At 58.4% G+C, this 14,457-nt stretch carries 16 protein-coding genes; 2 read left to right on the forward strand and 14 right to left on the reverse strand.

Features of this window, described 5'->3' with window-relative positions; translation table 11 throughout:
* Positions 1 to 111: 111 nt before the first annotated feature.
* The 5 genes from ACESYO_RS08790 to ACESYO_RS08810 form a co-directional block, all read right to left on the reverse strand.
* Positions 112 to 1,935 (reverse strand): ABC transporter ATP-binding protein, encoded by a 1,824-nt coding sequence (locus ACESYO_RS08790; RefSeq protein WP_373209809.1) that lies wholly within the window; start codon positions 1,933 to 1,935, stop codon positions 112 to 114.
* Positions 1,935 to 4,148, reverse strand: a complete 2,214-nt coding sequence (locus ACESYO_RS08795; protein WP_276872239.1) for an ABC transporter ATP-binding protein — start codon at positions 4,146 to 4,148, stop codon at positions 1,935 to 1,937. Before ACESYO_RS08795 ends, ACESYO_RS08790 begins: the two co-directional genes overlap by 1 nt.
* A gap of 82 nt (positions 4,149 to 4,230) precedes the next feature.
* Positions 4,231 to 4,716, reverse strand: a complete 486-nt coding sequence (locus ACESYO_RS08800; protein ID WP_346672069.1) for a MarR family winged helix-turn-helix transcriptional regulator — start codon at positions 4,714 to 4,716, stop codon at positions 4,231 to 4,233.
* Between the two features lie 197 nt (positions 4,717 to 4,913).
* Positions 4,914 to 5,231: a nitrous oxide-stimulated promoter family protein gene (locus ACESYO_RS08805; RefSeq protein WP_058965719.1), complete on the reverse strand. Its 318-nt coding sequence runs from the start codon at positions 5,229 to 5,231 to the stop codon at positions 4,914 to 4,916.
* A 4-nt stretch (positions 5,232 to 5,235) separates the two neighbouring features.
* Complete coding sequence (locus ACESYO_RS08810; protein ID WP_058965718.1) at positions 5,236 to 5,901, reverse strand: helix-turn-helix domain-containing protein; 666 nt, start codon at positions 5,899 to 5,901, stop codon at positions 5,236 to 5,238.
* A 233-nt stretch (positions 5,902 to 6,134) separates the two neighbouring features.
* On the opposite strand from ACESYO_RS08810, the gene ACESYO_RS08815 reads away from it, so the two are divergent.
* The gene (locus ACESYO_RS08815) at positions 6,135 to 6,689 is read left to right on the forward strand and encodes a DUF3793 family protein (RefSeq protein WP_058965716.1); all 555 of its coding nucleotides are present in this window, start codon (positions 6,135 to 6,137) and stop codon (positions 6,687 to 6,689) included.
* 36 nt (positions 6,690 to 6,725) lie between these two features.
* Positions 6,726 to 7,148 carry a flavodoxin gene (locus tag ACESYO_RS08820; RefSeq protein WP_058965984.1) on the forward strand — a complete coding sequence of 141 codons (423 nt, stop codon included), beginning with the start codon at positions 6,726 to 6,728 and terminating at the stop codon, positions 7,146 to 7,148.
* Positions 7,149 to 7,319: 171 nt separating this feature from the next.
* Here ACESYO_RS08820 and ACESYO_RS08825 read toward each other — a convergent pair whose 3' ends face one another.
* The 9 genes from ACESYO_RS08825 to ACESYO_RS08865 all read right to left on the reverse strand — a co-directional run bounded on the left by ACESYO_RS08825 (position 7,320) and on the right by ACESYO_RS08865 (position 14,416).
* Positions 7,320 to 7,760 carry an aconitase X swivel domain-containing protein gene (locus ACESYO_RS08825; protein ID WP_058965714.1) on the reverse strand — a complete coding sequence of 147 codons (441 nt, stop codon included), beginning with the start codon at positions 7,758 to 7,760 and terminating at the stop codon, positions 7,320 to 7,322.
* 1 nt (position 7,761) lies between these two features.
* Positions 7,762 to 9,033, reverse strand: a complete 1,272-nt coding sequence (locus tag ACESYO_RS08830) for an aconitase X (RefSeq protein WP_058965712.1) — start codon at positions 9,031 to 9,033, stop codon at positions 7,762 to 7,764.
* 37 nt (positions 9,034 to 9,070) lie between these two features.
* Entirely contained in the window at positions 9,071 to 9,802 is a 732-nt protein-coding gene (gene srtB, locus ACESYO_RS08835; RefSeq protein WP_283129084.1) for a class B sortase, read from the reverse strand.
* Between the two features lie 131 nt (positions 9,803 to 9,933).
* Entirely contained in the window at positions 9,934 to 10,935 is a 1,002-nt protein-coding gene (locus ACESYO_RS08840) for a hypothetical protein (RefSeq protein ID WP_373209810.1), read from the reverse strand.
* The gene (locus ACESYO_RS08845) at positions 10,919 to 11,674 is read right to left on the reverse strand and encodes a hypothetical protein (RefSeq protein ID WP_373209811.1); all 756 of its coding nucleotides are present in this window, start codon (positions 11,672 to 11,674) and stop codon (positions 10,919 to 10,921) included. Before ACESYO_RS08845 ends, ACESYO_RS08840 begins: the two co-directional genes overlap by 17 nt.
* A gap of 19 nt (positions 11,675 to 11,693) precedes the next feature.
* Positions 11,694 to 12,347, reverse strand: coding sequence for a hypothetical protein (locus tag ACESYO_RS08850; protein ID WP_373209812.1), 654 nt, complete (start codon positions 12,345 to 12,347; stop codon positions 11,694 to 11,696).
* Positions 12,344 to 12,841: a signal peptidase I gene (locus tag ACESYO_RS08855; RefSeq protein ID WP_373209813.1), complete on the reverse strand. Its 498-nt coding sequence runs from the start codon at positions 12,839 to 12,841 to the stop codon at positions 12,344 to 12,346. The genes ACESYO_RS08850 and ACESYO_RS08855 overlap by 4 nt, the downstream gene beginning before the upstream one ends.
* 77 nt (positions 12,842 to 12,918) lie before the next feature.
* Positions 12,919 to 13,593, reverse strand: coding sequence for a SipW-dependent-type signal peptide-containing protein (locus ACESYO_RS08860; protein WP_058965701.1), 675 nt, complete (start codon positions 13,591 to 13,593; stop codon positions 12,919 to 12,921).
* 34 nt (positions 13,594 to 13,627) lie between these two features.
* Positions 13,628 to 14,416 carry a hypothetical protein gene (locus ACESYO_RS08865; protein ID WP_373209814.1) on the reverse strand — a complete coding sequence of 263 codons (789 nt, stop codon included), beginning with the start codon at positions 14,414 to 14,416 and terminating at the stop codon, positions 13,628 to 13,630.
* Positions 14,417 to 14,457: the final 41 nt, after the last annotated feature.

A 14,457-nucleotide genomic window follows, 5' to 3' on the forward strand; every position in this document is an offset into this window, starting at 1 on the left:
ACAAAAAATGAGATAGGCAACCCTTTCGGGGAAGTCTATCTCATTTTTTTCATTTTAGGCTATTTTGCAACAGCCCCCTTTTTGATTTGCCATGCTAAGACCGGAAAGGTCTTATTCCTCGCCGTTTGCGAACTGGCTGTTATACAGATTTGCGTAGAAGCCGCCCTTGGCAAGCAGCTCATTGTGGTTGCCGGTCTCCACGATGTCGCCATCCTTCATCACCAGAATCATGTCCGCATCGCGGATGGTGGACAGGCGGTGGGCAATAATGAAGCTGGTCCGGCCTCTGGTCAGTTCGTCCATGGCCTTCTGAATGGCCAGCTCGGTGCGGGTATCCACGCTGGAGGTGGCTTCGTCCAGAATCAGGATCTTGGGATCCGAGATGATGGTGCGGGCGATGGTCAGCAGCTGCTTCTGGCCCTGACTGATGTTGCTGGCATCCTCGTTCAGAATGGTGTCGTAGCCCTGAGGCAGGGTGCGCACAAAATGATCCACCTGAGCAGCTTTGGCCGCGGCCAGCACATCCTCATCGGAAGCGTCCAGCCGGCCGAAGCGGATGTTCTCCCGAATGGTATCGTTGTACAGCCAGGTGTCCTGCAGCACCATGCCGAAGGCGCTGCGCATATCGCCCCGCTCAAACTGACGCACGTCGTAGCCATCCAGCAGAATGGCGCCGTCGCTCACATCGTAGAAGCGCATGAGCAGCTTGACCATGGTGGTCTTGCCTGCGCCGGTGGGGCCCACGATGGCCACCTTGGTGCCCGGCTGCACAATGGCGGAGAAGTCGTTGATGATGGTCTTTTCCGGCACATAGCCAAAGTGTACGTGGGCGAAGTAGACCGAACCGTTGATTTCGCTGCTGGGCACCGGCTCCTTGGTGTCTGGCACTTCTTCCGGCTCTTCCAGGAACAGGAACACACGCTCGGCGGCCGCAGCGGTCATCTGCAGCTGATTGGAAATGTTCGCCAGCTGGGTGATGGGCTGGGTGAACTGGCGCACATACTGGGTGAAGGCCTGAATATCACCCACAGTGATGGTGCCGCTCAGCGAAAGGAAGCCGCCCAGCACACAGATGGCCACATAGCCCAGATTGCTCACAAAGTTCATCAGAGGCATCATCATGCCGCTCAAAAACTGGCTCTTCCAAGCGCTCTGGTACAGCTTTTCGTTCAGACCGTTGAAGGTCTCGATGCTCTCCTCCTGGCCGTTGAAGGCGGTGACCACCACATGGGCGCCGTACATCTCCTCCACATGGCCGTTCACATGGCCCAGGTATTCCTGCTGGCGGCGGAAGAACTTCTGGCTGTGGCGCACCACATTCATCACAATGACCAGACACACCGGCAGAATGCAGATGGCCACCAGCGTCATCAGCGGGCTGATGGAAAGCATCATGCACAGTACGCCCACAATCATGGTCAGCTGAGTGACCACCTGAGAAAGGCTCTGGTTCAGCGTCTGGGTGACCATATCCACATCGTTGGTGATGCGGCTGAGCACCTCGCCGTGGGGTACCCGGTCAAAATAGGACATGGGCAGCCGGTCGATCTTACGGCTGATATCGGTGCGCATGGCGTAGCTCACCTTGGTGGCGATGCCGGCCATCACCCAGCCCTGCACATACGAAAGCAGCGCGCTGAGCACATACAGCCCTGCCAGAAACAGCAGAATCTGACCAATGGCTGCAAAGTCGATGCCACCGGTGCCGGTGAGCATGGCGATCACGCCCTCAAACAGCTTGGTGGTGGCCTGGCCCAGAATCTTGGGCCCGAAGATGGAGAACACCGTGCCGCCCACAGCGCACAGCAGTGCGATCACGATGCTGGGCAGATAACGCCGCATATAAGCCAGCAGCTTTTTCATGGTGCCCTTGAAGTCCTTGGCTTTTTCGCCCACGGCCATTGCGCCGGGGCCATGTCTCATCGGTCCTGCCATTATGCCAATTCCTCCTTCGAAAGCTGGCTTTCCGCAATCTCGCGGTAAGTCTCGCAGTTTTTCAGCAGCTCCTCATGGGTGCCCTTGCCCACTACGCGGCCTTCGTCCAGCACAAGGATCTGATCCGCGTGCATGATGGTGGACACACGCTGCGCCACGATGAATACCGTGGACTTTTCGGTGTAGCCCTTCAGCGCCGCACGGAGCTTTGCGTCGGTCTTGAAGTCCAGGGCAGAGAAGGTGTCGTCAAAAATATAGATGGGAGCCTGTTTTACCAGCGCACGGGCGATGGAAAGCCGCTGGCGCTGACCGCCGGATACGTTGGTGCCTCCCTGACTGATGGCGGTGTCCATGCCGTTTTCCAGCGTCTGGATAAACTCGGTGGCCTGGGCGATGTCCGCGCTTTCCTTCAGCAGCTCATCCGAAGCATCGGCCCGACCGTAGCGCAGGTTGGTGGCCACGGTGCCGCTGAACAGCAGGCCCTTCTGGGGCACATAACCGATGGCATCGCGCAGGTCTTTCTGGCGCAGCTGGCGCACATCCACACCGTCCACGGTGATGCTGCCCTCGGTGGCATCGTAGAAACGGGGAATCAGGTTTACCAGGGTGGATTTGCCGGAGCCGGTGGCGCCGATGAAGGCCACCGTCTCGCCCGGGCGGGCGGTAAAGCTCACATGCTCCAGCACGTTGGCATCCGCGCCCTCATAGCGGAAGGACACATCCTTGAATTCCACCACACCCTTTACCGGATGATTCATCTCGGTGGGCTGCGCGGGGTCGGCCACGGTGCTCTCGCAGGTGAGCACCTCGTTGATACGCTCGGCAGAAACCGAGGCGCGAGGCACCATGATGAACATCATACTGATGAACAGGAAACTCATGATCACCTGCATGGCGTACTGAATGAAGGCCATCATATCGCCCACCTGCAGGTTGCTGGCAGCGATCTGCTTGCCGCCGAACCAGACGATCAACAGCGACAGGCCGTTCATCACCAGCATCATGAAGGGCATCATGGTAGCCATGGCCCGGTTCACGAACAGGGTGTTGCCGGTCAGATCCTTGTTGGCCTTTTCAAACCGGTTCTGCATGAAGGGCTGGTTGGAGAAGGCGCGCACCACCATCAGGCCGCTCAGCTCCTCCCGGCTCACCAGATTCAGCCGGTCGATCAGGGTCTGCATCTTCTTGAAGCGGGGCATGGCCACCGCAAACAGGGTGAGAATCAGGCCCAGCATCACGATCAGGGCCAGCGCCAGTACCCAGGCCAGATTCAGGCATTTGGACAGACCCATAATCAGGCCGCCAATGCCCATGATGGGGGCAAAGCACATCATGCGCAGGCCGATGCTCAAAAAGTTCTGCACCTGAGTAATGTCGTTGGTGGAACGGGTAATCAGGCTGGCGCCGGAAAACTGATCCATCTCGTTGTTGTTGAAGTAGCTCACCTTGCGGAACACATCCCGCCGCAGATCACGGCCCACACCTGCGCCCAGGCGCGCCATGCAGAAGCCTGCCGAAATGGCGCACACGGTAAGCAGAATGGCAAGACCCGCCATGCGCAGGCCAACCTTCAGGATGTAAGAAGTCTGGATGGCGTCGGTGTCTGCACCCAACTGGGTGTAAAAACTCTTGGTCAGCACCACGCCGGTCTGATCCAGCATGCTTTCGGGGGTTACCGCCGCGGTGGCAATGGCCTCGTTCAGCTGCTCATCCAGCGCGCCGCTTTGCAGCATGGCGGTGAGCTGAACCATGGCCTCCGCATCCAGGGTTCCACTGGCCTGCTCCTCGCTCTGGGTGGCGGAATCGGCCGGAGCCAGCTCCTCCATCATGCTTACCAGCGCATAGGCGGCCCGGTTAAAGGCCTCGTTCACCCCGTTTTCCGGGTCAGCAGCCAGAGCCAGATCCTCATCCCCTGCATTCGGATAGGTTTCCTTCAGGTCTGCCGCATCCTCCCGCTCGCTCAGGGGCTCATAGGCCGCGTTTACCAGAGCCTTGTCCTCCTCGGACATGAACATCTGCATCATGGCCATGGCATCGCTGTCAATCACCTCAGGCGCAGCCTGTGTGATGCCGCCCTGCTGCAGGCCCACGTTCACGATGTCGCTCATGTAGTTGGGCAGCGTCAGCTCCAGCATTGCCTGGCCGAACAGCAGCGCCACACCCACAAGCAACAGGCCCAGATAGGGCTTTAAATATCGCTTCAGTTTCAGCATACTCGTTTCTCCTTACTGCCAGCGCCGTCCGCAATCGGGCGGCAGCTGTTAAATTTGCTTTGTCTCGGTGAACACGCCGGGTTTATGGTGTGCCGAATTCCTCCTCCATGGCATCCGCCAGATAGTTAAAGGCTTCGATCACCTGTGCGGGTGTTCGTTCTCCCTGCCGCTCCAGCCGGGTCATCATCCGCTCCAGCCGCCGGAACATGTCCCGGCAGTTTTCCTGCAGCAGCGCGTTGCCCTGCCCGGTAAGGGCAATCCACATCGTGCGCCGGTCGCTTTCGTCCGGCGTACGGCACACATAGCCCAGCTCCTCCAGCCGCCGAATCCTCTGGCTCACCGCCGGCATGCTCTGGTTCATCGCCTTTGCCAGTGCCGACAGGGTCATGGGTTCATAAGGGTCAACGTGCGGGCATTTCCCGCCAAACGCATCCGCCCCCTTGTTGTGCAGCGTCATCAGGGTGAAAAACTGCGATTTGTTCAGCGTTTCGCTGGGGCTGGCGTTCTTCCAGGCCCGCCGGATGCGGTCCATGGCACGCAGCATCTGCAGCGCGTTGCTGTTTTCCATTTCCTTCATTTTATCCCCCATTCTCGACTGACTTCGTCAGTTGTTATCTATATTAATTATGTTACTTAAGTATTTTATTCATCCCGGACCATTCTGTCAATATGTCCAATCTCTTTTCATAATATTTTTACATTTTGCCGGTTTTGGGGCAAAAAACCCCCCGATCCATGCGGACCGGGGGGTTCGACTGTCAGGTTTCAAAGCGACCGGGTCAGTACCAGATGGCGCACCGCCGCCACCGGATCGTGCAGCAGCATCCGGGGGCCTGCGTAGCGCATCACCTGCTTCATCTGCTCCCGCAGCTGGGGTTTGTAGCAGGGCCGGGGGCAGGCGCTGCAAAAGGTTTTTTCCGCCATGCGGGGGCAATGCTCGGTGCGGGCGTGCGCATAAGCGGCCAGGGCCTCACACTCCGGGCACAGGCAGCCTTTTTTGCTTTTATGCTGTCCCCTGCAGTAGATCTCGATCATTTTGCGCACTATTTCCTGCTCGGAGCGGCGTTTTCGTTCCAGTTCCATCCCCTCACCCCGCTTTCTGCCGGGTGCGCAGCTGGCGGCGCCAGGTGCTGGGTGCTACGCCGTTGTGCCGCCGGAAGGTTGTGGCAAAGTAGGCCGCACTGCCAAAGCCGCACTGCTCGGCAATCCGGTCGATGGAAAGACCGCTGTGGCGCAGCAGATGCTCCGCCCGTTCCAGCCGTTGAGCGGTCACATACTGGGAAAAGCTCTGACCGGTCTGGCTGCGGAACATCCTGCACAGATAGCATTTGCTCACAAACACATGCTTTGCCACTGTTTCCAGTGTGAACGGCTCGCTCAGATGGGTGGCAATGTAACAGCAGGCCATGCGGATGTGGTCATCCTGCCGGCCATCCTCATTCATGCGGCGGATGTACTGGCGGATCATCTCGGCCCCATGCCCTTCCAGCGCCTTCTGGGGCAGCGTGCGGGTATACATTTCCCGGCTGGCATGGCGGAACTCCGCCGGAGCGTTCCCCTGCACCCGTAAAATATGGTCGTAAAGGCTCTGGCTCAACGCCTCCAGCATGGCACTGCGCTCGGCAGCTTCCTCCTCGCGCAGCAGCCGGGCCTTTTCCGCCCACAGCTCCAGCGCACGTTCCTCCTGCCGCTGCTCCACTGCCGTGCAAATGGCACGATGATCGTAAATAGCCTGAAGCAATTCCCGGTTCATGGTTCTCTCTCCTTTTATATGGAAGGCGATGTGCGCCCTTCGCTTCATTAGTTAGTCGCTTCTAACTTTGTGATTAGTATAAACTAACCGGAGTGGAATGTCAACCGCCCCTCGTGCGATTTTTTGAAAGAACCAGCCACGATTTTGAAGGCGTCCGCATCAGGAACGTGCTATAATGCAGTCAAGTTAGCTGAAGCTAACCGTCATCAATCCCCGGAAAGGAGCCGCCCGCCATGCCACTGGACCGTTACCTCATCGACCATTGTTCCCCCACACTGGCCAATCTGAAAACCGCCAATCTGTTTTCCTGCCGTTACAGCAGTCAGGAACAGCTGGCCGCTCAGGTTCTCGGCTGGCACCGGGCGCTGGAGCCCAAGGGCGTTTGCCTGCGGCTGCTGCGTGCCAAAAACGGCTGCGCACTGATCTATGTCTACCGCCCGCAGCGGCTGGCCTGTGATCTGTGCAAACCGGGGGTTCCGGAATTTCTGGCCCGCGAGGGCTATACCAACCTGAGCCCTGACGCCGCGCTGGAGCATCTGAGCCAGCGCCTTTGTACTCAGGACGCTTTTCCCCATGAGATTGGCCTGTTTCTCAGCTACCCGCTGGGAGACGTGCAGGGCTTTATTGACAATGGCGGCGCTCACTACAAGTGCTCCGGCTGTTGGAAGGTCTATTGCAACGAATGCGAGACCGCCAAGCTCTTTGCCAAATACCAGAAATGCCGGGGTGTTTACTGGCGGCTGTTCAGCGGCGGGCGCAGCATTCTGCAGCTCACCGTAGCCGCCTGAAGCATTTTTCATTTTCCCGAAAGGATGTGTATCATGATGAGCAAAGTTGCAGTTGTATATTGGAGCGGAACCGGAAACACCGAACAGATGGCCGCTCAGGTGGCCGAAGGCGTGCGTAACGCAGGCGGCGAGGCCGTTCTGCTCACCGCCGTAGAATTCGGCCCGGATCAGCTGGCTGAATATGACGCCGTGGCCTTCGGCTGCCCCTCCATGGGTGCGGAGCAGCTGGAGGAGGGCGAGTTCGAACCCATGTTCACTGCCTGTGAGCCTGAACTGAACGGCAAAAAGCTGGGCCTGTTCGGCTCCTACGGCTGGGGCGACGGCGAGTGGATGCGCATCTGGCAGGCCCGCTGCGCGGATGCCGGTGCCAACCTTGTGGCAGAAGGCGTGATCTGCAACGATGCGCCGGATGCCGAAGCGGAAGCTGCCTGCCGTGGGCTGGGCGCTCAGCTGGCCTGATTCGGCCCGGGGGCAGCCGCACCGCAATTGCTCCCATTTGTAAATTTGACATTTCCCAATACCATATGTATTCTTCCTTTTTCAGCTCTCAAGCAGAGAAAGACCGCCGGGTGCCTGCAAACCACCCGGCGGTCTTTCTCTTATCTTCTGTTTATTGGCAATACCGGAGCATCAGCCCACAGTCACGGTTCCGTCCTCTTCCACGGTGATGGGGTCGCCGGTTTTCACCGCCTGCAAAAACTCCTCGCCCAGGCTGTCCACCGTGGGCATGGGGTTCTCGCTCCAGACGCCCGCCAGAATTGCACCGGCCGCGGCCAGGCTGTCGATGGGCTGGCTGAACAGCAGGCAGGCGGGCTGACGGCCCATACAGGCGGCGGTGTACAGCACCATGCCGCCGGTGGTGGAGCCGATGGTCATGGGCAGGCACAGCGCCTTACCCGCCATGGGCTTCTGGTACAGATCCGGGTTGTTCTGATCGGAACAGGTGGCGTTTTTATCCCCGAACATCAGGCTTTTCTGGAAGCTGGCCAGGGTGTTGAAGCCCCCGTGGGAAACCAGAGCCTCCGCCTTTGCCTTGCCCGGCACCACCGGGCGGCCCTTGAACTGTTTCATCTCAGCACTCCCCTTTCACCATGATCCGCAGCATCTCGGCGTCGGTGTAATAACGGGCCGAGGAATAGGTGCGCAGCTTGTTGGAGCTGGTAGCCACCGGCATCTTGCCACACAGCGGATTGTTCATGTACATCAGCGGGCAGATGGAGGAAAGCACCACGCCCGTGCCTTTCAGACGACCGGCCGCAGGTGTTTGCTCAAAGGCTTTGGCCACCGCGGGTGCTGCGGTGAACACGGTGGGCACCGCAACGGTTTTCCGGCCCGCCTGCTCCAGCGCGGCGCACAAGTCATCGGCCCACTGGTTCAGCTGCTCCAGCGAAAGATGGGGGCAACCCACAAAGCAGAGCTTCGGCTTGGCGTTCGGATCCTTCCAGATGCAGGGATAGCCTGCCCGTACCCGCTCCAGTTCCGCATCGTCGATCACATAGACCTTCGCATCCGGCCGGACGAGCGCCCTGCCCTGCTGGCAGGCCTCCGGGGTGATGCCCTCCACATGGTACAGGCCCACCGCGCCGTTGCTGGCGCTGGCCGCGCCCATGTCCTTCAGGTAGGCTTTCGCTGCGTCATCCAGCTGGCCGCCCAGCCACTGATCCAGCCCGCGGATGTAGGGCACATCCTCCATCACCTTCATGCCGATGGCGCTGCCCAGAATCTGAGCCTCCGGTCGGCGGCTGGTTTTCACCTCCACCACCCAGCTGGCCATGCGGCCTTCATCGGTGAGCAGTCCAAACTTGGGCACGCACCCGGCAATGGAGCCGAACAGCTCCAGAATGCCGGAATTTCGGTTGCAGCGGGCGCCCAGCACGCTGTTGGCATAGACCACCGCGCTGGATTCCGCCCAGCTCAGGATTTCCCCCTGCTTTGGCTCATTTCCCACCTGGGGCAGATAGCAGGTGCAGGTGAAGGCATCGTTTTCCACAAGGCCCAGCTGCCGCAGCTGCGCCTCGTAGTCCGACTGCTTGGAATACATGAATTTGAACACCAGCTTCTGCAGCAGGTTTACCGGCACAGCCGGATCCAGCGGTCGGGGATCCACGCTGAATTTCTGGCCGTTCACTGCGCCGCCTTCAATCAGCTGATCCATCAGGTCATACACCGGCTTCATCATGGAAAGGCCAAAGCTGGTCACCAGATGCCCTTTCTCCGCCGTCACCGGGATCATCTCCTCGGCGCCAAAGGCCTCGCCGTACATCACCAGCGTTTTCATTACCTTGGCCAGAATTTCACCCTTTGCGCCGTCCAGCATGGCCTGCTGGTACGGGGTCAAACGCATTGCCATTGCTCCTCACGCTCCCTTTATTTTCTTCCCCTCAGGGCAACTCCACCGCTTCGGCCCGGCGGGCATGTGCCACAATCCGGTCGTTGCCGTCGTCGGTACAGGTGCTCAGGGTAAGTACATGGTCATCAGAATACACCGTCACGCCAGTATCGTACAGGCGTGCCTCCCGCAAGGTTTTTAAAAACGCGGTGTATTCATCCCCCACCACAAAGCCCACCGTGTAAAGAGGATCGTCCGGCTCCGCTTCATGGATGGAGAACAGCTGGTAGCGCCAGGCCCCTTCCGGCGTGTACAGGGTAAACCAGCCGCCGTTTTCCGCAAAAAAGTCCGGGTCCAGATATTCCTTCAAAGGCGCAAACATGGTGCCGTTGCGCATGTTGTGGCCGTATACAATGGCGTGCAGATCGTCCAGGCTCTGGTTGTTGCCCTCCAGAAACAGGGTGCCTGCCTGGTTATAGCTGCCATCCCACAGACGACGCAGATAATAGCTGTTGTCGCCGCTGTACACAATGGGGTAGCTGATTTCCACCGAATCAAAATCAATCCAGCCAATGATGTCCGGGCCTTCCTCCCTCAGCGCGTCAAAATCGATGTCCAGCGGAACAAAGCCTTCTTCCTGTGTTTCCTCCACAGGCTGCACCGCCTGCTGCTGTAACTGGTCGTAGCGGTCGGTGCCTGTCTTGTAGTCCCACAGACGGTAGGCAATCACACCAAGGGCACACAAAATCACCAGCACCAGAAGAATCCGTATAAAATCCAGCAAACCGAACCTTCTCTTTGTTTGCTTTGCGGGTGCGGGCATGGGCCACTCCCCCTTTCTGATCAATAAAAAAGCCGGCTGTGAACAGGCGTTTTTGCCTTCACAGCCGGCTCTGTTTTATTTTACTGCTTGAATCACTCGCCGTCAACGTTCTTGCGGCGGTTGATCGCCCACACGATGGCCGCGATCACCACAATGGCCAGCGCCGCGCCGCCCAGTACCATGGGCATCATGCTGCCGTTTGCGTTCTCGCCGGGCAGGTTTGCCTGCGGGGTGCTCTCGTCCGGGATCTCCACGTCCTCACCACCGGGGGTGTTATCGCCGCCCGCCTGGGGAGTCTCGGTTTCCGGGATGGTCACGGTATCGCCGCCGTCACCGGCGCCTGCACCGCCAGCGCCTGCGCCACCGGCTCCGCCGGCACCGCCCGCGCCGCCGCCTGCAACAGCCGCGCCGCCCACAACGGTCTGGTCCTCATACTCGGTGATGGTGCCACCCGGCACGGTCACGGTCTCGGTCACGTTGTTCACGCCCGCGGTGTAGTAGAAGGTCACCACGTTCTCGTCCGCGTTGGCGGAAACGGTCAGCTGCTGGCTGGCCACCTCGGCGGTGTAGTTCTCGATGTTGTTCAGCGCGTAGAAGGTCAGGTTCTGGCCCACAGGAGCGGAGCCCTGCAGGGTGGGAGCCACCTCCGCGCCGGTCTCACGGTCCAGATACTGCACCGTAAAGATCGCATCCTCGGTGCTGGCGCGCAGGGTGTACTGGGCCACCGCATCCAGGTCGCCGCCGGCGGTACCGCCGGTGTAGCCCTGGGCCGCATCGGTCACAAAGTAACGGGATGCGTCCTCGTTCATCACAATGTCGGTCAGCTGAGGCGCGTTGGGAAGGGGATCGCCCTCGTCCAGCTGCACCGCCACCGCGCCGGTGGCTTCACTGGTGCGCACCTCACCGCAGGCCTTCAGGCCATCGATGAAGGAATCGGTGAACCGGCCGTGCTCACCGGGGCGGAAGGTCACCACATAAGTGGTGGGTTCGGTGGAGGAAGTGTCGCCTTCTGCCGCCAGAGCGGGCATGGCACTGACGCTCACCGCCAGGCTCAGGCTGATCAGCCCGGCCAACAGCTTATTCGTCTTGCGCATCGCTTGCTTCCTCCTTCTTTTTCTTTTTGGTCAGCACCAGCAGCACAATCGCCGCCAGCACAACCACCACCGCGCACACCGCAATGGTGTTGAAGTCGCCGGTCTTGGCGGATACCACAATGGTGCGCACCTGGGTCACCACGTCGGGCTCGCCCTGCACCTTCTCGGTGGTCACAACGGTTTTCACGTCGGGCACGTCCGCCGCCTGGAACCGGAACTCAATCTTGCCTTCCGCGCCCATGTAGCTCACATTGGTGGCGGTGGCGTCCGGGGTGATGCTCAGCACCACGTCCGCGGTCTGACCGGGCTCCAGCGTGGCAACCAGCGGATACTCCTCCAGCTGCTTGTTCAGCTCTTCCAGACCGGCGGTGGTATCGCCGCCCACCAGCGTGCCGGTGGCCTTGCCGGTGGCGGGATCGTAGCCGTACAGGGTGTTGCCGCCGCAGGTCAGGCTCACGGTGTAGCCGGTGTCCTTTTCGCTGGAAGCACCGATCAGGGTGCTCACAACGCTGGTGTCCATGTAGAAATAGGCGGCCTTTTCGCCGGTGTTCTCCAGCGTGATGGTGCCAGTGTAGGTCTTGCCCGGAATCATCTGGGTAAAGCCGCTCATCTCGGCGCCGCCGGTGTAGGTCAGGTTGGCGCCGTCATAGACCACCTTGTCGGTGGCGGCAAAGCAGCCCAGCGCAAACACCGCGCTCAGAGCCAGCGAGAAAAGGCTCGCGATCAGTTTTTTCTTCATCTTCACTGCCTCCTCCCGCTTACTCGGTCACGCTGACCAGATTGCCGTTGGCGTCCAGCTCGGCCACAACGCCCCAGCTGGCCAGAATGCCGCTGGCGTTCAGGTCGGCTGCGTCCGCGCCGGCGAACTGCACGCCGTCCGCCACGGCCTCCAGCTTCACGGTCTTGTCCGCGTAGTCGTTGGTCAGGTCAGCCGGAATGCCGATGGTCTCCAGCAGCTCGCTGGTGCTCTGGCCCGCCGGAACCGGGTACTTGTAGTAGTATACCTCGGTCTCGTTCGAGTTGCCCTCGAACAGGCTTTCCGCCTGCAGCCAGTCCTCACTGTTCAGGCCCAGCTCGATGTTTTCGGCGGCGAGATCGGTGGTTTTGCCTTTCCCATCCGCCCAGTATTTGGTTACGGTTACGCGGATGTAGGCATCCACGCTGCCGGTATTGTCTACTTCATAGCCGTTATTAACTTCGATGTTGTCCGCCGGCATCAGTGCTTTGTCGGTCACCGTGAAACCAACCGACTTGCTTTCGCCGCCGTTCCATTCAATGTTCAGGGTGGCCGCCGCCAGAGGCGCCGTGACCGGGTTCTCCGCACTCGCCTGGCCTGCCGCCAGGGAGCCGCCCACGACTGCGCCCATGACCATGACTGCTGCCAGACCCATCAGCAAAACTTTTTTCTTCACTTGGAACGCTCCCTTTTCTTTGTTTTGTCTGCAAGTGTCCATAGGATGATCGCCAGGGCAAAAATCGCCACACAGGCCGTGACGCCTGGCCCGGAATGGAGCATCTCCGACACTGTGCCCAGCACCGGGATGCATATGACCACTTTTCCGACCACACGCTCGTAGCTCACCGGATCCACATCCGGCAGGGCGTTTGCGTCGCCCTTTGTGATCAGCTGCTTCGCCTGCGTGTCGTTTTCCACCACCCGATGCGTCTGCACAAGGCCCGTTGCCTCGCTGAGCCGGCAGGTGATGATCTCGCCCTGCCTGAGGGCCTGGGGGTCGCAGCGCTTCACATAGATTGCGCTGCCCACCGGCATTGCCTGTTCCATACTTTGGGTCAATACGTTGTAAATCTGATATCCGAATAGTTTTGGTACGCTGAAAGGAAGGGCGACGGCCATTACCGCCAGCAGAAGTACCGTAGCCACGGCACTCAGCGCCTTTGCTTTCATGGCCGCCGCCCCCTCTCATTTCATCTTTGATAATACATTTAACCTGATTAAGATATTATCAAGATCAAACCGAGTGATTACTCAGCAAACAGCAGCTTGTTCAGCTCGATCACGCACTCGCCTGTGGTATCTGCAACGCGAGAGCCTTCCGCCACTGCAGTGGGAGCACCCAGGTTTACTGCCTGCACAGCAGCTGCCTGTACATTGATGTTCAGATCCGCAGTCAGGTACTCGTTGCTCCAGGTCTTGGGAACGGTCAGATAGCTGAACAGCGGCGCGATATTTTCCGCGCTGGTGTTGGTCAGTGCAGTGGGGTAATAGAACACGATAGAATCCCCAGTTTCGGCATACAGCCAATTGTGAATTGCACTGGCATCCACCACCTGCTGATACAGTTCGCTCATATCAGTGGTCAAGCCTTCGGGATCGTTGTTGTTTTTGATCTGCACACGAACGGCCACATAGCAGTCCTGAGAACCATCTTCGATCTGCACAGCCACGTTTTTGCCAAGCTTGTCACCGGGCATGATGTTGCTGTATGTATAACCGCTACCGTTTTCAGCAAAGGTCCAGGTAGCATCGGAATCGTTCTTGAACGCCTGATCGATCAGACTCACATTCACGTTTCCGGTGGTGAATACATTGGTTGCCACCTCGGTTTTATCGGTGAAATACGCCAGAGTGGCGCCGATTCCAACCACGGCTACCAGAGACAGGCTAACCGCAGCGGTGAGAATTCTTTTCTTGTTCATGGTTTATATACCTCTTTTGGGGAGAGTTCGTTTTTTAGTTCATCGCCTTGTAGGCAGCAGAAACAACCGTATTCAGATCGATCTTGTCCAAAGTGGCACCTTTAACCGGAGTCTCAACCGCTACGCCACTTACTTCAATCTCATTGGTATTGTCATTGCTTACCTGATCATTGGTCTTTACCAGCTCAAACAGCTTAGTGGTATTCCAATCGTCTTTGGTTGCAGAGTTAGCATCCAGAGGCTCGCTATAAATGTAGTAAGTATTCGCGTCCAGTTTGGTGTTAGGCTCCAGCTGCTCTTCAACCTTTGTCCAAGTTTCGCCACCATCGCTGGTGGTTACCTGATACCAATTTGCACCATTTTTTCCAGTATAAACCTCAAAACCGGTCGGAATCGTACCAATCTTTGCAACCACAAATACTTCCGGTACTTCTTTTTTTCCTTGCACTACCTTATCATGGTTTACATAGAACTGGGGATCCTTCAGAAGCTCAACACCTGCAGTGACTTTCCAGTTATCAGTTTCAGGCTTACCATCACGAGGGCCATAGGTCTGATTCTCAATAGACCGGTCAGGAGTAGCTCTTTCATCATCAACCCAGTTACCGGTGCGCTCCTCCATTTTGACCACGGTCTCGTTCACATAGAAGAACGGAAGATCCTTATCAGTCGGCTTATCCGGATCAACAGGGAAGCCATTACCAACCACAAAGGTGTTGGTGATGCTATCTTCCTTGGTCAGCAACGCCAGAGTACCGCCTACTGCTACTGCGCCCACCAGAGCCATGCAAGTTGCCATCGTTGCGATTTTCTTCATGTTCATAACATTTACCTCTTTCTGTGTTGTTGTTTGTTATCCGCCCT

The organism is Allofournierella massiliensis (assembly GCF_964241245.1).
Taxonomy (GTDB): Bacteria; Bacillota; Clostridia; order Oscillospirales; family Ruminococcaceae; genus Allofournierella; species Allofournierella massiliensis.